We start from the raw sequence: 16139 nt of genomic DNA, 5'->3' as shown, positions 1-16139 counted from the left end.
TGGCCCTCAACTGGAGGGCCTGATAAGGGCTCTCTACGCCTGGCCGTCCGCTGGTTGGTCGGGCTCGGGGGTCGGCGAGAAGCCCACGGAGAAGGTGCCGGCACCGTCGGCGGGCCACAGGCCATCCGTCTCCTTCGCCAACTGGGCGTGGAACAAGGGACAGTGGACGTTGGCGGGGTAGAGGTGGTCCGGCATGTCGTCGGGGATGACGATGAGGAGTAGCACTCCGCAGTAGTTGCAGTCGGTGCTGGCTCCGCGCAGCTCCCCAGCTGTCCACTTGGGGTGGCGGCGCTTCCAGGAGTGACCGCAGCCGGTGGTGAACCGGGTGCCGACGAGGGTTCTGCTCATGGAGACTCCTTGAGGGTTCGTTCCCGCCGAAGAGGCGCGGAGAGGTGGCGGGACGGGCGTTCTCCGCGCCGTGGGCTCAGTCCTCGGGGCTCTCGTCGTCCAGGACGAGTGGGGTGTCGATGCCGATCTCGACGGCGAGTTCCTGGGCGAGGACGGCGTTGTTCAGCAGCTTGTCGAGTTCGACCACAAGGCCGTGGGTGCGCAGGTAGCGGGCGCCGAAGCCGTTGTTGTGGCGCGGGAAACCGTTCGGGGCGAACTCGCCGTCGACGACCCAGGCTTGCTCGCCTACCAGCCTGGACATGTGGCGCACGGTGGGGCGCTCTCCGGGCTGCGTCGAGACGTGGAGTCGGGCGTACAGGCCCCGGCGTTCGCCTCCGAAGAGCTCGGGCTCGCTCCGGCGCTCAAGGTCATGGACGGACGCGTAAACGGTGTGGCGGTCGCCGTCCTGCTCGAACTGCACGGCGCGGAGCTGGGTGTAGTCGGTTTCGTGGCTCATCACAATCCCATTTTACGAATGCAGAAAACCGTTTGTCAACACGCTTAAATCAGGGGTGGGGGCCTGCCCGATCTGGACCTTTGGGCGACTGCACAAGGGTTGCGGTTGAGACGCGGTCGGACGGCGGAACAGGCGCTGCGGCCAACGGGCGGGCAGCGAAGTCGTCCGATCACGGGGCTGGTGGTCGTCTTGCTGGCCGCCCGCAGACCGTGAAGCCGGGGAAGCGCCACTCCGGGCATCGCTGACCGCGGGAAGGGGGCGTAGCCGGAGTTGGAGGCGTCGAGCAGCAGGGCTAGTCGTCGAAGAAGATCACGGCTGCGACGCCGCCGAACCAGCACAGGATGGCGACAATGAGTCCGATGATCGCGGCCATCTGGCCGTCGCTGGTGCCGCCATAGGTGATGCCGCCGGAAAGGGCGCCCAGCAGCAAGCCGAGGAAGAACTGACGCATGGCTGATTCCTTCAAGCGATAGGGGTGCGGGGCGTCGTCCGCGTGTCAAGCGGAAGGTGTGAAGCGTGGAGGAGAGGATCGGGCAGCCGGTGCCAGAGGTCTCTTGAGCGGCTCCGACGTCGGTGAACGTCTCGTCGTCCGGTGACTTCGACCGAGGCCAGGGCCGGAACGTCACGGCATCGTCCTCCGGTTGTCCCCCAGCAGCAGGTGGGCAACGGTCAGCGGCCCGGCATACCGCTCCGCCAGGTCCTTCTCCGTCATCTTCGGGTCGTTATCGAAGTCGCCCTGGGCCTCGGATGCGGCCAGCTCCAACAGCGCTGCCACCCCCTGCCCGACCTCGGGGTCCATCAGCGCTATGTACTCCAGGTCGCGGCCTGATCGGGACCGGGAGTGCCGCCCGGTGGACCAGGTCGGCACCTTCACGACGACACACGACTCGCGAAGGCCGGTGGCCGGGTCAACGCCGTCCGTCCATGTGCCGCGCTCGCCATCCGGAAGCGGGGCGAGCACGATGTCCTTGTGCCGAGTGTCCAACGGACGCCACCACGGCCCGTTCGTCGCCTCGGTCGCCCGGCGCCGCAGCAGTCCTGCGGCGGCCAGCAGTTCCTCCACGGCCCCGGCCCGGCCGTCTTCCCTCGCCTTTCGGTGGGGCTCAGCCACGGTGTTCACCCCGCTTGCGCCGGTAGGCGGCCAGTTCGCAGTGAATTCCCGACCACGTCACGTGCCGGGGGGCGACCGACGTCAGCTCCCACTCGGCGTTCAGCATCTTGTAGAAGGCGTCGTCGGCCGTGCATCCGCCAAGTCCCTCGCCCGCGTAGAGCAGCAGGTCGCCCTCGTACACGGATAGGGCGTGGCGGGCGTGCTCGCCACCGAGGGGCGGCCACACCATCAGCAGCGCCCGGTCTGGGTGGCGTTTCACGGCCGACGCGTCTTCAACCAGGACAGTCGTGTACGGGCCGGCCGTGCAGTAACGGTTATCCTCGCCGGGCGAGTGCGGGTCGTAGGCGGCCACGTCCACTCCGGCCTGCTGAAGTTGCCAGGCCCAGTAGCCTGTGCCCGCGCCGATCTCCACGACCGCCCGGCCTTCGAGCTGGGCGACCACCCAGGCCACGTCTCCCGGTGAGATGATCGACCAGGTGAAGCGCGTGGCCAGAGCGTGCCGGGAGGCGCCCAGGACGTCCAGGCGAAACGCGAGGGGCCGGGCGAACGCCTCCGACAGGGACGTGGGGCTCAGCGCCTGGCCGTCCGGCTCGGCCGGCATCCAGCGCACGATCTCCCACAGCGGGCTGCTCCCCCCGCTCGGGATGAGTTGGTCCTCCTCGCTCTCGGCGATGGGCCGCAGCGGCGGGCCGGAGCCGTAGAGCGGCTGGCCAGCTCCCGGCTCGCGCCAGGCGTCCCGCAACGCGGCGACGATGACCTCCGACGGCACCTGCATGGTCGGCTCACTGCCCATGGCGTCCATCACCCTCGGCGTCCTCAGCAGCTGCGTTCAGCGTGGCGACGACCTCGCACGTGGTGCGCTCGGGGCGGTCGTTCCAGGCCGCCACACGCTCGACGGGATCGGAGTTGATCACTGCCGGATCGACCATGGGCGCCAGGCGGCGGATCGCCGCCTCGGCGACCGGGTGGCCATCGTCGTCTGGAGCCACGCCTGCGGCGACGCGGATCGCGGCGACCGTGCAGTAGCACCGCTCCTCAGGGCTCCGCGCTATGCTGCTGAATCCGCCCCTGAACAGCCCGCGCTCGGCGATGAGCTGGGCGGCGGCGCGGTACACCTCGGCCAGCACCGCAGGCGACGGGAGTGCAGTCTGCATGCTCACTGGTCGTCGCCTCCGTCCTCGACATCTGCGGACTGCCAGTCGCCGTACCGGACGATGCGAACGACCAGCTCGGCACGGAGGCCATGTCGGGCGGCGCGGGCGATGTCCCGCTCGGCCGTGGCGCGGTCGGCCGATACCACGAAATCCGGATCACGGGTGGGAAAGCGCACGCCGTACTCGGTGACGGTCCCGGCGTTGGCGAGGTCGTCCAGCAGCGCGCGGCGCTGGTCGGGGTCGAGCCGCAGGATCGCCGGGCGACCGTCCTCGGTGGTGAGCATCAGATCGGCGCTGTCGTCGTCCCCGATCTCGACGTCCTGCGCCCGCCACGTCAACTCGATGACGTCGGCGCTTGGTGCGTGGTCGGGGCACGGGCGCCCTGTGGCGCCCTCCCGACCGCACACGGGCGGTCGGGAGGGCTGGTGCTCCAGCTCGGCGACGCGGGCGCGCAGCTGGTCCTGCTCGGCGGCCAGAGCACGCGCGGTCTCGGGGAGGCTGGGCCAGTCCCGGGCACCAAGGGCTTCGCGGGTGGGGGCGAGGTACTGCGCCCACCGAGCAGTAGTCTCCTCGGTCTCCGCCAGCCGCGCGGCCAGCTCCCGGGCGACGGTGACGGCGTCTTCCAAGTCGGCGAGGGTGACGCGCTGCCGCGCGCGGCGGCTGTTGAGCATGGTCTCCAGGCGGGTGACCTGGGGCAGCGGGGTGATGGGGTCGGGCTGGTCGTGGGTGGCCATCAGTAGACCTCCCCGGCACACTCGGCCTCGGCGGCGAAGTCCTTGTCGCCGGGCAGCTCGGCCAGCAGCCATGACTTCACCAGCCGCACGGGGTAGTAGCCGTCGCGCTCCGGCGTCATGTCCGCGAAGCGGCCCTGCCGGTGCCGCCGGGTCTGGAAGCCCTGGTAGACCTCGAACGTCTCGGCGGTGAGGTCGACGACGTATCCCCACTCGGCGAACAGTGAGTCGGCGGGAAACTCGTCCGCGCTCTCGATGACTCCTGCGCGGATCATCGCTGCCGGGTCGCCCTGCGTGCGACGGAGCAGCTGGTACCAGGACGGCCGCTCGCGCGGGACGTACGTCTCGCCGTTCCAGGCGCTCCGGTCCACCTCGAAGTCGGCGAACCGGCGCAGCCTCTCGATGTCCTCGTCGGTTGGCGAGTCGTCCTCGGTGACCACACGCAGGGCGGTGACGGCCTTGCGGACGGCGTCCAGGTCCTTGGCGGCTTCGCGTGCCCAGGACACGACGGTCAGGCCGAGACCCTCCGGGTAGCTGTCCCATTGGTTGTAGGTGGTCTTGTTCTCACCGTCGACGGCGAGGGTGATGAAGCCCCGGGTTCCCATCAGGACTCCTGCGGAGGCTGGCTGTCGGGAGAGAAGCGGACGTAGACGCGTTGCTCACCCAGCATCGTCCGCGTCTCCACCTCGAACCCGGGGCCGAACGCTCGGCCCGGGAGCTCAGGCGTGCCCCGGCTGATCGACCATGCGTATGAACGTCCGCCGCCGGGCGTCCCGATGTACTGGCCCAGCAGCGCCCACTGTCCCGGTGCCGCGCTCAGCGCCGCCGCGAACTGCTCCAGGGTCTTCTCGTCTTTCGGTACGGGTTCGGTCGGGGTCTCGAAGGAGACGATCACGGTTACTCCTTGTCAGTCGCTGGTGCTCATGGATGGGCATGGTTGGGAGGCCCGGGGCTCCAGCGGTTCCCGGGCTGCCTGCCGGGCGTGGTCAGCTCAAGGGGGCGAAGTCGATCGCCAGCGCGGTCGCGTTGTCGGCGTAGGAACGGTCGGCGGTGCGGCTCTTGGTCACCCCTTCGCGCACGAGGTCGGTGGCAGCTTCCTGCGCGTCGTCGGACAGGGCGAGGATGTTCTCCAGGAGGGGCGTCCTGTAGGTCTCGAGCGGGTGGTAGGCGCCGTCCGTGCACAGCAGCGCTCGCAGCACGCGGTCCCGGTCGACCTCTGCTGTCCCGATCTCCCCTTCCCCCAGGGTGGAGGTGACGATGTTGTGGTCGTACGGCCCCGGTTTTCGGCCCTGGTCGCGGAGCTCCTGGGCGGCGTTGTGGTCACGGGTGGCGCACTCGATGCCCCAGATGCGGCTCAGCCAGTACGCGCGACTGTCACCGGACCAGGCGAAGCGCAGCTTCGAGTCGTCGGGGCGGTAGACGGCCGCGACCGCAACCGCGTCGTGGAGCTCCCCGAGGCACTCGGCTCGGATCTCGGCCAGCGCATCAGCGGGGTTGGGCTGCCGGGCGGTGGCTTCAGCCAGGCGCGGGGCGTAGTAGTGGACGAAGTCGCGTACCGCCGCGCGGTCGCCGATGCCGTCGAGGACGACGAAGGCGTGGGCGCCGGTCGTGTCGTCGCGATACGTGGCCCAGTGGTCGCACTGGTAGCTGCGACTGCCCTGGTCCTGCGCAACGCTGAAGACGGGGAACTTCGTCATGATCTTGCCCCTCCTTGGCCTTCGTCGTGGCCCAACACACGCCACTTTAAGCGTGCAGAAAACCGGTTGTCAACATCTCTAAATAGGGCGCGGCAGACCACCGCACCTGGAGGCAGCTCTGCACAGACCCCAGCCATGGAGCTACGCCACCCTGCTCAAGTTGCGGAGCGTGCCGCGTCGTCGGAGGTAGTCGGCCTCGCCGCTCCAGGTCTGCCGTCGTTGGGAGCGCGGCCTGCCAGCCTCATAAGCGAGCCGAGCGGCGCGGCACGCCTCGCACGTGGGAATGCCGAGGAGGCGTTCCAGCCGGTAGCCGGCCATGCTGCCGCCCTCCGGCCGGGCGTGCTCCGCTTCCAGCCGCTCCAGCCGTGAGCGGCGTACTTCCTCTGCATGGGCCTCCGCACAGGTCTGGCAGTTCTCACGCCGCCGCAGATGCCGCAGGCGGGCGGTGCGGGTGCCACAGGCCGGGACCGCGCCGACGCCTCGTTCTTCGGGTGTCCGGCCGCCCCAGACACCTCGGGACTCTCCGGTGCGAATGGCGTGCTCGAGGCACGCCTCCCGGACGGGACAGGTGGCGCACAACGCCTTGGCACGGCGTACCGACTGCTGCGCGGTGCTCATGAAGAGGCTGCTCTGTCCGAAGCACGGGGTGTGTTCGTTCGGGCCGAGCTGGGCCAGGAAGGCGGGGATGATCGTGTTCATGCCGTGCCGTCCAAGTTCGATGGCTGGGTGGCGGGTTGTTGAGGCAGGGCGCCGCACGGCGGAAGCCGGGCGGGGTACAGCCGGGCCAGCAGGGAGCACGGCTGCTCGCGGGAGCGTCCTCTCCGCGGACTGAAGCGGAGAGAGGGCCCATCGAAGGCACCGGTGAGGCGGCACGTGACCAAGGCAGCCTGAGGGCGGGTTCACCGCGGCCGCCCGGTGGGCGGACGAATGAGTCGCGGGAGAGGCCGGCGGCGCTCGCCGCGTCGAGCGGGCGTGCCCGGCGAGGCTGCGCAGGTCGCGAAGTGCGAGGTGGCCGGCCACTCCGCGCCCTCCAGGGTCGGTCGTTCACGGGTCAGGCCGCGGGAGCGCAGACGGCCGGCGGCGTCCCGATGCACAGCGGTACGCCCTTCGGGGTCGGGTTCGGCGTCGATCGGCATACGTTCACCGCGCGCGGTGGTGGTCCACAGGACCCGCTGGCCGCAGGTGGCGCACGAGACCGCGTCGTGGGTGCTGGGCATGGCAGTGGAGGTCTCCGTTCGTCAAGGTCAGGGCTCGGGCCGGGAGGCAGGTGTGTACGCCGGTGTCGCGAGCGGCGCGGCGGCAGGGGGAGGGCGCGCCGCGGCGAGGTCCTCGCAGATTGCGCAGCGGCGTCCGGTCTCCCACAGCCATCCGGACTCGCAGGCGATCAGGCCGCAGCCCCAGCGAGGGAGGGCCGCGTGCAGCAGCCAGGCGCCGGAGTTGTGTGGACGTCCGCCGTCCAGGCCGGCGCGGCGCCAGGTAATGCGCGCTGCGATCCGCTCCGGGGTGGCGTAGGTATCGAGCTGCGCTCCGATCTCGCGAGCCGCCTGGCGCAGCAAGAAGGCCGAGATGCCCGGCAGCAGGTCCCGTACCGGCTCCAAGGATGCCCAGACCCGCGGCGACAGGCTCAGCGGCGGACCGATATAGGCCGAGCCTGATCGGCGCTGCGCGCCAGCAGCACGGCGGGGAGGCGGCGGGTTATCCACAGCTTCACCACCGGTATCTCGCCTATGGCGGACACCACGAACTACCTGCGTTTTCTCCGGGTCGTTCAGTAGTGGGTCTTCCTTATACGCGAGCGATCCGTCACCCGCGTCCGGACCCGATCCGTCATCGCCTTCCGGGCTGCCGAGCGCGGGAAGAACGGGCTGGCGCGGGCGGTCGTGGACCTCGTACCGGTGGCGGCCGCGGAACCCGGCGCGGCGGTGGACGTTGATCCAGCCAAGGTCTTCCAGCCGGTCGATCAGACCGCGGGTGGTCCGCTCGGTCACGCCCAGGAGGTTGCCGAGTTCGGCGCAGGTGACCGGCAGCCGACGGACGGTGGCGTAGGCGAGGGCGGCGTACAAGCGCAGCAGGCGAGGGCTCAGCGCTTCGCAGGTCGCGACCGGAAGCCACACCCAGTGCTCATGGGGGGTGTCGGCGAGGTCGCGGACCCAGCGTTCGGCGGTGCGCCCGGTGCCGGAGCGATGGTGGGTGCGACGGCGGGTGAAGACCTCGACCACGCCGTCGTCCGGTGAGGCGTTTCCCAGGCGGCGCAGCGCTCGCTCGACCGCGGACTTCGACAGCGCCACGAAGGAGGCGATGGTCTCCACCGACGCGGTGCACATCTCCCGGCGCTGTGCCAGGGCGGCGACCTTGGTATAGACGGTGAGGTCGGCGTCGGCGTAGTGCGCGGAAGCCACAAGGCGCCATGGGATCTGGACCCGCTGCCCACGCCGCCGCCCACGCCCGCCGAGCGCAGGGCAGGCCTCGGCAGCCTGGCCACCCTGCGGGCGGCCAGGCTTCGCGGCGGCGGGCGCGGTAGCCATCAGACGGCAGGCCGGGTCGGCGCGGCTGAGGGCGTCGGTGACGATGGCATCGGCCCGCGCTGGGGCGGCGCCGTGGGCAGCGGCCGTTCAGGCACGGGCGTCTCCGCCCTGCAGGAGATTCGAGATCATCGTGACGGCGGTGATGATCTGCCGTATCCGCTGGTACTTCTCGGCGCTGGTGTGTCCGTCCCAGTGAGCGCGCGGGTCCCCGGGCTCGACGTGTTCCACGTGCTCGAACAACGCGGCGTCGCGGGGGTGGATGTGCCAGGACATCTGATGGCCGGCCGCTGTGATGAACAGCAGCATCCATCCGGGTTCCTCGATGTCCGTCGCCGGAGTGACGACAGCCGGGTGTGTTGCGGCAAGCCAGGCCAGCAGTTCGGCGCGCTCCCGGTACACCGCGGCGATCTCGGGCGTGTCGGGTATCACGAGCTTCCTTCGCGGTGCTGGGCGGTGACGTGCCCCAGGTGGCCGAAGTCTTCGTCGCCCGTGCCGCGCGCTGCGTACGCGAGACATACGAAGCCGCTGTCCGGGCCCATTCCGGAGCTGTCGAAGACCCGGTCATTCCGGCCGCTGGGATCGCGACAGGTGGCGAAGTCCCGAGTGAGGGCAACGCCGCGCTGCGGCCGTACGGTTCTGCCGAGCAGGGTGTGTCGTTCGTCGTGCATGGGTGTCCCGGGTTGAGGAGGAGCCCCGCCGCCGGGGCTGGGGAGGGATCTCCCGGCAGCGGGGCCGTTTGACAGGTCAGTGGCGGCGAGGGCGCTTGCGGCGGCTGGCGGACGGATCACCGGCGGCGACGATCTGGCGTGCCCTGGGTGCGACGCGAAAACGCATCTGCCGTGTGGCCGGAAGCTGGATGCGTTCGCCGTTCTGCGGGTTGCGCGCGGCGCGGGCCGGCCGTTCCACCGCGTGGAAGGAGCCAAAGTTGGTCACTGTGACAGCGCCCCCGGTGGTGACCGTGCGCACCACCACGTCCATGAAGGCGGAGATGATCTGCTCGGTCTGGCGTGGGGGCGCCCCCGTCTCGTCGGCAACGGCGGTGACAAGGGCGTGCAGGTTCAGCGGATGGCGAGGGTCAGACGTGTTCATGAGGAAGTCTCCGGATCGTGTGGCGCCCGTCGAGGCCAGGGCTGCTCCCGGCCGGTCGATCGGCTCTCGTCAGTGGAATCGAGGAGGAAGGGCAGCGGTGGGTGGAGGCTGAGGGTCTGTTCTTCGCTGCCGGGCAGCGGAATCTCAGCCGTGATCTCGCCCACCGACGCGGCCGTTCCCTGCTCAGGCCCAACAGCCGGACGGCGGCGTACGCGACCGGAAACGGCCCGGCCCAGGAAGACCAGTCCGCGTCCAACGCCCACCAGCGCCATGACGATGCCGAAACACCAGGTGGCAGCGCCGGTCAGCAGCAGAAGGAGCGGTATCAGCTCGAAGGGGTTGATCGTCACGGTCACCGTCACCGCGCTCTGTCCTTCAGTTCTCAAGGGTCGGAGCCCCGCCGCCGGGGCCCTGGGGGGAGGGGATCTCCCGGCGGTGGGGCGGCTTAGGGGTTACAGCAGGGAGTGATACGTGTTGCACAGCGCGGCCGCAGGCAGCCCGGCCAGCAGCAGGTAAAGGACGACAGCGGTCACCTCACCGCTCCTCAACGTGGTCGGCTGCCGAGTTGTCGGCTGTGCCGTGGGGCTCGGCCGGCGGCTCCGGCTGGGACTCAAGGGCGTATCCGGACATGCGGCGGCGGCCGCTGCGCGTGACCGCGGAGGCGTGCAGCACCTTGGTCAAGATGCGTCGGGGGCGCGTGCCGGAATCCGCGTCCACGACCGTGGCCTGATCGCCTCCGGGCGCGACCTCGGTGACGCGGATACGGCGATAGTTCTCCATCGGGTGGCAGGCGCGGTAGACCTGGCCGGGGTGGACGGTGGCGTTCAACGGTCGTCACGCTCCTCTGTGTTCGTGGGGGTGGCAGGAGGTCGAAGCGGCGCTGACAGCCTTCGCTGCGCCCGGCGGCGGGAGATGTGCCGCAGACGTTCGAAGGCCGCCCAGACGGCGAATGCGGCCACGGCGATGAGCAGCCATGCCGTTGTCGTCACGCGGTCTCACCCCCCCAGCGCGGCAGGCTGCTGGCGCGAGAGCAGCCAGCAGGATGTCGCCTGGTCCCAGCGGACCTGCGTATCGCTCAGCGGCGTGGTGATCACTCCGCGCGGATGAAGCTCGACCGTGACCCCGCTGTCCGCCAGCGCGTTGAGGGCATCGGCAACGCGCTGCCACAGATCCATGCCGAGCGCCCGCTGGGTCGGCTCAGGGCACCCAGTCGCGGCGAGCAGTTGCTCGGCCTGCCATTCCGCAACCCGCTTCTGCTCGGCCAGTTCCGTACGCAGCAGCTTCTGTCTGAGAGCCAGTGCTACGAAGCGACCGCACAGGTCCACGAACTGGATGAGGGTGATCTCCAGCGAGGCATCCGCGCGCTGAAGGTGCCCCGTCAGGTCACGCAGCTGCGTGTGAAGAGCGACGTTCTCCTCGGCCAGCTCGTGTACTTCATGTCGCTGTCGCCGCGTCATTGCGCCTCCCCGGTGCTCAGCTCCGGGAGACCCAGGTGAGCGAGCTGCCCGGAACGCCATGCGTCGGCAACGGCCTGCTCAGCGCCGTCGGCGAGCCGAATGGCATGACCGGGCTCCCGCCAGGTCGCGACGGTGACGCCGGGTACCTCGTGGACCTCGCCCGTTTCGCCATCGGCGAGTTCGGGCGCTCCGGTCTTGCTCATCTCCTTCAACAGCCGGTCGGTGAAGGACTTCCTGGCTTCGGTGATGGTGCGGGTCACCACCTCGGAGGGGTAAGCGGTGCGTACCCAGGCGAGGAACGCTTCCGGATCGGTGACACGCGCTTCCTGCTTCGGACTGGTACGGCTGGTCGTGGCCAGCGCCGTACCGTCCGGGAGTTCGAGCCGGATGCGGTCGACACCGAGCTCCGCATGGGCTTTGTCCAGGGCTTGCTGGGTATCGCCGCGCGCGTCGCTGTAGGTCTGGGTGACCAAATCGGTCACCACCTTCAGCACCGCCTCCCTTGTGGCGGTCTCTTTCAGTCCCACGTGGTCTTCTCCTTGGTGCCTGCCGGGCGGCGGTCTGGCGTCATCCGCCGCCCGGCAGGAGTCGGGGCAGGCTTAGGCGGCCGGATCGGCAGGGACGGTGGATGATGCAGCAGCAGCGGCCCGTGCCTCGGCGGAGCGCAGCTCGTGCCCGCGCTCGATGACGTAGGTGCCGAGCGTGATCGGCTGCCCGGAAAGGGGATGCAGCATCGGCGTGTACAGCAGCCGCCGGGCCGTCAGCTCGGCGTAGAGCTCCTGCGCGTCGGCGAACGTGGCCAGATCACGGGCCTGATCGATATAGCTCGCCGGATCGCGGACTTCGGCACCGCCGGACAGCCACTCCAGGACCGTCGTAGCTAGCTCGGCACCGGGCTTGGCGATGACAGAGTCCGCGAGGACACTGCACCGGGTCTTGGAAACCGTGAGGACGTGGCCCCAGTCAAGATCGCCGACGATATCGAATTCGTATTCGATCCCATCCCTCTGCTCGGGACGCATGCCGACCTTGCGCGGAGACTTCCGTCCCCGGTCGTCCTCCTCAATGACGTACTCCGTCTTGCTACGCATCGTGGCGATGACATGGCCGGGGTAGGCGAGCATGGCCTCGATGAGCTGGCGCTCCATCGGCCGGGCTTCCTTCCAGCCCGCGAAAGAGTTCCCGCCGAACCTCCTGGCGCCCGCATCGGCCTGTTCGAGCATCCCGCCCGGTCCGCTCCAAAAGTGGCTCAGCGAGTCGACCAGAATGACGGGGTACCGCTGCTGAGCGGCCGTTGCCAGGGCTTCGACCAGGGCCAAGGGCTCGAACGACGTCATGGCGAGGTGATCGAACTCCCATCCCTGACCGTCCTTGCCTTTGGCGTACTTCGCGGCCGAGCCGTGCTCGGTGTCGATCACGGCGACCGGATCTCCCATGGCCGTGGCCATCGTCAAACCCGTGTAGGTTTTTCCGGCTCCGGAGGGGCCGCACAGAGCGATCCGTGCCTTGAACTGTTCGCGAACCGCTGGGGAGAAGGCGAAGCTCATACCGTCGCCCCCTGCCTCAGAAGATGCGTCGGGGACTCCGGTGGCGTCTCGACGGAGATGGCGCCTGCCCAGGGGGGTGTGGCGTCGTTGTACGCCGGGGCGAACCAGGTGTCGTGATCAAGGTCTGAGGAGTACCGCAGTGTGAACGGTCCGCTGATCGGGACCTCGGTCGGGGTCTCGCTGGGGCCTTCCCCGCGAATCTCCCAGGTGCCGAGCGTGATCGGCTCTTCCGAAGCGGGCTGCGGCGCCGAGCCGCTGGCGCTCTTCGAAGCAGCGTCCTTGCGCGCCTGCTTCTCCAGGGCGAGGATGCGATCGAATCGTCGGACATCAGCCTCGATGCACAGCCACAGCGCTGCCAGGGCGGCGACCGAACCCAGTGCCGCGTAGATCGGCAAGGTCACGGTCCTTCACCGCCGGGCGCGGGAGTCACGGCTTCGGCATCGGCACGCCAGGACACAGGACGAGACCAGTCCGCTTCCGGGTGCGCGCTCTGGAGCAGGGACACGATGCGGGTCGGGACGTCGCAGCCGAGGGTCAGCATGGTGCCCTGTGCATCCAGGACTTTGAGGGTGTAGGTGCGATCCACGTCCTGGGTCGTGGACGCGGTTTCGACCGGGCAGACGTTGATCAGATCAGCGCGGGGAGCTATCTGCCGGATGCGCCAGGCCAACTGCCTGCGGCGGCGCTGCCGTCGATGCCCAGACGACCGGCAGACATGACCGGACTCGCCGATGGGGAGCCACGGACGAACGCCCGGGATCTGAACGGGGACTTCGCTCATGCCGCCATCGCCTTGGGCGTGCGGGCGTCGGTCGCCTGAGCCGGATCGGACTCGTAGCCGACCAGCCGTACCGAGGCGCCACGGAAGGTGGTCTGAGCGATCAAGCGCGGCGGGGAATCATTGCGCTGCACCGTCGAGGAGGGCACCTGCAGCGCCTCCCTCCACCGCTCCCAGTCCTCCAGGGAGCTGTGGATGTGCAGCTCGAAACCGCTGGCGTCGAAGTTCGGGAGCACGATGTGCGGCCGGGGGAGGTTCGGGAACATCTCGGTCAGGGCGACCAGAGCCGCCGCGGGAAGCTGCTGATCACCAAGCGTCAGCTCGCGCCGGCCCGCCTTCTGTATTCGAGGGGTACCCTGTTGCATCGGCCTGCCTCCAGTTCTCTGTTGATGGGGGGAGGTCACGGGGTCGTCGGGTCGTGTCCGGCGGCCCCTTCTCCCTGAGACCAGGCGAAGCCCAGGAGCACGGTCGTCACGGCATCTCCTCTCGGACGATGGCGGCGACCGGAACCTCCAGCACCTCCGCGATGCGCCGCAGCCGCGTCTCGTCTGCACCCGCCAGCCCTCTCTCCAGTCGCGAGAGATGGGACGGATCACATTCGGCGAGCCGAGCTGTAGCACGAATGCTCAAACTTCTAGCTTCACGGAAGGCACGGATGGCTGCTCCGTTGGGCGTCACCCATCAGAACTTATCGCTCGGAGGCGACACAAGCAACAACTCGGCTCACAAGTTGTCGCTTCTGCCTTGCCGTTGTCGCTACAGCAGGCCCTGGGTGCTCGCCACCTATCGCCCTCCATGCAACACGTGCGCCCTCTTCGTGCTACCGATGCGCTGGTCATGCACCTCGCAGCGGCTCGCGTTGTTGCATGGGATGCGGCATCATGCCGTGCATGAAGGACTGGGCACGACTCGGCTCGTACCTGCGTGAGAGCCGAGACCGGCTCCGAGATACGCAGGCGACCCTGGGCGCGCGCATCGGTGCGGACCGCAACACGATCCGCCGGATCGAGCAGGGAAAGGCCAGGAGAGTCACCGACACGATCACCAAGTTCGCCCGAGAGGTCGGTTGGACGGCCGGGTCCATCGAGGACGTACTTGCGGGAGGAGAGCCCACTTCCGTAGCCGGCCAAGCGGGAGAGGGTTCCGGCACGGAGGCGACGCGCCAGGACCTCCTTGACCGGCTGCCGGAACGCGTGCTGCAGGAGCTCACCGACGGGGAGGTCATCGACACCGACGTCCTGGACCTCAGAGAGGACGGCTCGACTGCCGTCTTGACCCTGGTGGTTGAGCGCGGCGGAACCACCGCGTCGCGGGATCAAGTCCGCGAAGACCTCAAGGCGTGGGGCCAGGCCCAGCGGAAGATCCGCCGGATTCTGCTGGAGCAGCAGCAGGAAGACCAGTAAACCGGCACCAGTCGTAGATGAAACGTGAAAAAGTCGTGCACTTACGAGAGTCGTACAGTCGCACCCTCCCGGTGTCGCAACTCGCGTGATGTTCTGTCAGTTATGTGGAGGGCGGCTATCTCCATGTAAGGGGGGCGCCGCAGATGCGGGTCCACGTCGTGGCAGTCCCGTTCATCCCCCACAGCGGGAGGATCTACATCGACGGGGCTGACCTGGCGACAGGAGGGCAGGACATCTTTGTGTGGGTCGTCGAGTGGTTCTTAGGAGACGAGGACAACCGACGTCACCTGGAGCGTCATCTCAACCAGTGGATCAGCGACTGGTTCGACCCATCGGCGGACTCTCCGTGACAGAGTGCGTGGGGCCCAATCGACGTGGGCCCCGCGCACTCACACCATGACACTCCGTACCCGTCCGGGAGGAGCCTTCTCTTCGGACAAACTCTCGCCGGTCGAGTAGGCGCCATGACCGCTCACTCGTGCACCCGGTACAGGCCGGTCGGGTAGACGTCAGCGCGCAGGGCCTGTTCCAGCTTCGCGAGAGTGACCAGGTCCGGATACACCTCGCCTTGCAGCACCCGGCTGATGGTGACCTGACCAAGGTCAGCGCGCCGCGCCAGCGCTTCCTGCGTCAGCCCTCTCAGCTTCATCGCCTCAGCGACACGAAGCGCCACCTCCTGCCCGTAGTGAGCCGCGACAGGCGCTTCCTCGTCGAGGACCGCGTACGGCCACTGGCCCTCGATGACGTAGGAGCGGGGCTTCTCGGCCCGCATGTCACCGTCCTCCCACACCTGGTCACCCACAGGATTGCCCTCCTCATCATCTCGCGGATCGCTGATCTTCGACTCAACGCCCCCAGCTTCAACCGTATAGGGTTTGTTCGAATGAGCGACCGATAGGTAGCTCCACCGTCGGGCAGGCGGGCGTACGCCTGTTGAGAACCAGGGAATTGAGCCCTTCCTAGAGAGTGGCGACTCCGCCTGCCGACCCCTCCATCACCCCATGACATTCTGGTCATCATCCATATATGGTTGAGGCGGTGCGGGCCGAGTGAGCACACGCCTGTTGCGATCCCGGCCCTATGAGCCCTCACGAGAGAACGGCGGGCCGCCTGGCCCGCGCTGTGTGGCGCGACGGAGGAGTCATCGGTGACGCGGTGGTGGTGCGGGATCGACTGGTCTCAGAAGTTGAATGACGTCGCTGTGGTGGACCGGGCAGGTCAGGTCGTCGCCCGCGCGCGGATCGCCGAGACCCCCGACGGTGTCGCCGAACTCCTTGACCTGCTTCGGGGCCTCCACCCCACCAGCCACCGCCACAGCCGTCGCCAGGTTCCAGTGGTAATCGAAACCGACCGCGGGCTGCTGGTCACCGAGCTGATGCGCCAGAGGCAGCCCGTGATCATGCTCAATCCGACCGTCGTGGCCCGGTATCGCGGCAGGCTCAGCCCAGCCAAGAAGAAGGATGACAAGAGCGACGCGGAGTTGTTGGCGAACATCGTCCGGATGGACGGCACCCGGCACCGCCCACTGGCCGGCCGCTCGGAGCAGGCAGCGGCGATCAAGGAACTGGCACGCGCCCAGCATCATGCCACGCGGACCCGGCAGTACCACGGGAACCAACTGCGCTCCCAGCTGCGCGAGTACTTCCCCGCCGCCCTCCAGGCGTGGGACCACCTGCCGCACGGGCTGCTCCGGCCCGAGGCACGCGCGGTGCTGGCGCTGGCTTCCACCCCGGGGCGCGCCGCCCGCATCAGCAAGAAGAAGCTGTTCGACGTCCTGGCCGCAGCCGGGCGCACTCGCCAGGT

26 protein-coding genes and 1 pseudogene are annotated in these 16139 nt (G+C 68.8%); 2 read left to right on the top strand and 25 right to left on the bottom strand.

Annotated elements, in window-relative coordinates; translation table 11 throughout:
* Positions 1-33: 33 nt before the first annotated feature.
* From STBA_RS19085 to STBA_RS39520, 24 genes are all read right to left on the bottom strand, one after another.
* Positions 34-348, bottom strand: coding sequence for a hypothetical protein (locus STBA_RS19085; protein ID WP_077060404.1), 315 nt, complete (start codon positions 346-348; stop codon positions 34-36).
* A 76-nt stretch (positions 349-424) separates the two neighbouring features.
* Positions 425-844 carry a hypothetical protein gene (locus STBA_RS19080; RefSeq protein WP_077060403.1) on the bottom strand — a complete coding sequence of 140 codons (420 nt, stop codon included), beginning with the start codon at positions 842-844 and terminating at the stop codon, positions 425-427.
* Between the two features lie 292 nt (positions 845-1136).
* Positions 1137-1295: a hypothetical protein gene (locus STBA_RS37845; RefSeq protein ID WP_171987732.1), complete on the bottom strand. Its 159-nt coding sequence runs from the start codon at positions 1293-1295 to the stop codon at positions 1137-1139.
* Positions 1296-1466: 171 nt separating this feature from the next.
* Positions 1467-1955, bottom strand: a complete 489-nt coding sequence (locus STBA_RS19075) for a hypothetical protein (protein ID WP_077060402.1) — start codon at positions 1953-1955, stop codon at positions 1467-1469.
* Positions 1948-2748, bottom strand: a complete 801-nt coding sequence (locus tag STBA_RS19070; RefSeq protein WP_253194828.1) for a hypothetical protein — start codon at positions 2746-2748, stop codon at positions 1948-1950. The genes STBA_RS19075 and STBA_RS19070 overlap by 8 nt, the downstream gene beginning before the upstream one ends.
* Positions 2738-3115: a hypothetical protein gene (locus tag STBA_RS19065; protein WP_077060401.1), complete on the bottom strand. Its 378-nt coding sequence runs from the start codon at positions 3113-3115 to the stop codon at positions 2738-2740. The genes STBA_RS19070 and STBA_RS19065 overlap by 11 nt, the downstream gene beginning before the upstream one ends.
* Positions 3112-3843 (bottom strand): hypothetical protein, encoded by a 732-nt coding sequence (locus tag STBA_RS19060; protein ID WP_077060400.1) that lies wholly within the window; start codon positions 3841-3843, stop codon positions 3112-3114. Before STBA_RS19060 ends, STBA_RS19065 begins: the two co-directional genes overlap by 4 nt.
* Positions 3843-4445: a hypothetical protein gene (locus STBA_RS19055; protein WP_077060399.1), complete on the bottom strand. Its 603-nt coding sequence runs from the start codon at positions 4443-4445 to the stop codon at positions 3843-3845. Before STBA_RS19055 ends, STBA_RS19060 begins: the two co-directional genes overlap by 1 nt.
* On the bottom strand, positions 4445-4735 hold the full coding sequence (locus STBA_RS19050) for a hypothetical protein (protein WP_077060398.1): 291 nt from the start codon (positions 4733-4735) through the stop codon (positions 4445-4447). The genes STBA_RS19055 and STBA_RS19050 overlap by 1 nt, the downstream gene beginning before the upstream one ends.
* 91 nt (positions 4736-4826) lie before the next feature.
* Entirely contained in the window at positions 4827-5537 is a 711-nt protein-coding gene (locus STBA_RS19045; RefSeq protein WP_077060397.1) for a hypothetical protein, read from the bottom strand.
* 141 nt (positions 5538-5678) lie between these two features.
* A complete protein-coding gene (locus STBA_RS39305; RefSeq protein WP_079252022.1) occupies positions 5679-6236 on the bottom strand; it encodes a WhiB family transcriptional regulator in 558 nt (185 codons plus the stop codon).
* A gap of 545 nt (positions 6237-6781) precedes the next feature.
* On the bottom strand, positions 6782-7936 hold the full coding sequence (locus tag STBA_RS19030) for a hypothetical protein (protein ID WP_077060395.1): 1155 nt from the start codon (positions 7934-7936) through the stop codon (positions 6782-6784).
* Between the two features lie 213 nt (positions 7937-8149).
* A complete protein-coding gene (locus STBA_RS19025) occupies positions 8150-8491 on the bottom strand; it encodes a hypothetical protein (RefSeq protein ID WP_077060394.1) in 342 nt (113 codons plus the stop codon).
* Entirely contained in the window at positions 8488-8730 is a 243-nt protein-coding gene (locus tag STBA_RS19020; protein ID WP_077060393.1) for a hypothetical protein, read from the bottom strand. Before STBA_RS19020 ends, STBA_RS19025 begins: the two co-directional genes overlap by 4 nt.
* 76 nt (positions 8731-8806) lie before the next feature.
* Entirely contained in the window at positions 8807-9151 is a 345-nt protein-coding gene (locus STBA_RS19015) for an HU family DNA-binding protein (RefSeq protein WP_077060392.1), read from the bottom strand.
* Positions 9148-9513: a hypothetical protein gene (locus STBA_RS19010; RefSeq protein ID WP_077060391.1), complete on the bottom strand. Its 366-nt coding sequence runs from the start codon at positions 9511-9513 to the stop codon at positions 9148-9150. The genes STBA_RS19015 and STBA_RS19010 overlap by 4 nt, the downstream gene beginning before the upstream one ends.
* Before the next feature lie 172 nt (positions 9514-9685).
* Positions 9686-9979 carry a hypothetical protein gene (locus STBA_RS19005; RefSeq protein WP_077060390.1) on the bottom strand — a complete coding sequence of 98 codons (294 nt, stop codon included), beginning with the start codon at positions 9977-9979 and terminating at the stop codon, positions 9686-9688.
* Between the two features lie 167 nt (positions 9980-10146).
* Entirely contained in the window at positions 10147-10608 is a 462-nt protein-coding gene (locus STBA_RS19000) for a hypothetical protein (RefSeq protein WP_077060389.1), read from the bottom strand.
* Complete coding sequence (locus STBA_RS18995; protein WP_077060388.1) at positions 10605-11135, bottom strand: hypothetical protein; 531 nt, start codon at positions 11133-11135, stop codon at positions 10605-10607. The genes STBA_RS19000 and STBA_RS18995 overlap by 4 nt, the downstream gene beginning before the upstream one ends.
* Positions 11136-11207: 72 nt before the next feature.
* A complete protein-coding gene (locus tag STBA_RS18990; protein WP_077060387.1) occupies positions 11208-12155 on the bottom strand; it encodes an ATP-binding protein in 948 nt (315 codons plus the stop codon).
* Entirely contained in the window at positions 12152-12550 is a 399-nt protein-coding gene (locus STBA_RS18985) for a hypothetical protein (protein WP_171987731.1), read from the bottom strand. Before STBA_RS18985 ends, STBA_RS18990 begins: the two co-directional genes overlap by 4 nt.
* Before the next feature lie 2 nt (positions 12551-12552).
* Positions 12553-12741: a hypothetical protein gene (locus STBA_RS37220; RefSeq protein ID WP_143659513.1), complete on the bottom strand. Its 189-nt coding sequence runs from the start codon at positions 12739-12741 to the stop codon at positions 12553-12555.
* A gap of 191 nt (positions 12742-12932) precedes the next feature.
* Positions 12933-13298, bottom strand: coding sequence for a hypothetical protein (locus STBA_RS18975; RefSeq protein WP_077060384.1), 366 nt, complete (start codon positions 13296-13298; stop codon positions 12933-12935).
* Positions 13299-13404: 106 nt separating this feature from the next.
* Positions 13405-13611: a helix-turn-helix transcriptional regulator gene (locus tag STBA_RS39520; protein ID WP_077060383.1), complete on the bottom strand. Its 207-nt coding sequence runs from the start codon at positions 13609-13611 to the stop codon at positions 13405-13407.
* Between the two features lie 212 nt (positions 13612-13823).
* Here STBA_RS39520 and STBA_RS18965 point away from each other — a divergent pair, with 212 nt between their 5' ends.
* Positions 13824-14336 (top strand): helix-turn-helix transcriptional regulator, encoded by a 513-nt coding sequence (locus STBA_RS18965; RefSeq protein WP_171987730.1) that lies wholly within the window; start codon positions 13824-13826, stop codon positions 14334-14336.
* A gap of 472 nt (positions 14337-14808) precedes the next feature.
* On the opposite strand, the gene STBA_RS18955 is transcribed toward STBA_RS18965, so the two are convergent.
* The gene (locus STBA_RS18955) at positions 14809-15138 is read right to left on the bottom strand and encodes a helix-turn-helix transcriptional regulator (protein ID WP_079252021.1); all 330 of its coding nucleotides are present in this window, start codon (positions 15136-15138) and stop codon (positions 14809-14811) included.
* A gap of 345 nt (positions 15139-15483) precedes the next feature.
* On the opposite strand from STBA_RS18955, the pseudogene STBA_RS39515 reads away from it, so the two are divergent.
* A pseudogene (locus STBA_RS39515) lies at positions 15484-15924 on the top strand (transposase); the annotation flags it as partial.
* Positions 15925-16139: the final 215 nt, after the last annotated feature.

It is taken from the genome of Streptomyces sp. MP131-18, assembly GCF_001984575.1.
Classification (GTDB): Bacteria; Actinomycetota; Actinomycetes; order Streptomycetales; family Streptomycetaceae; genus Streptomyces; species Streptomyces johnsoniae.
The sequence above is the reverse complement of the archived record's forward strand: the minus strand, read 5'-3'. Positions and strand labels throughout refer to the sequence as shown.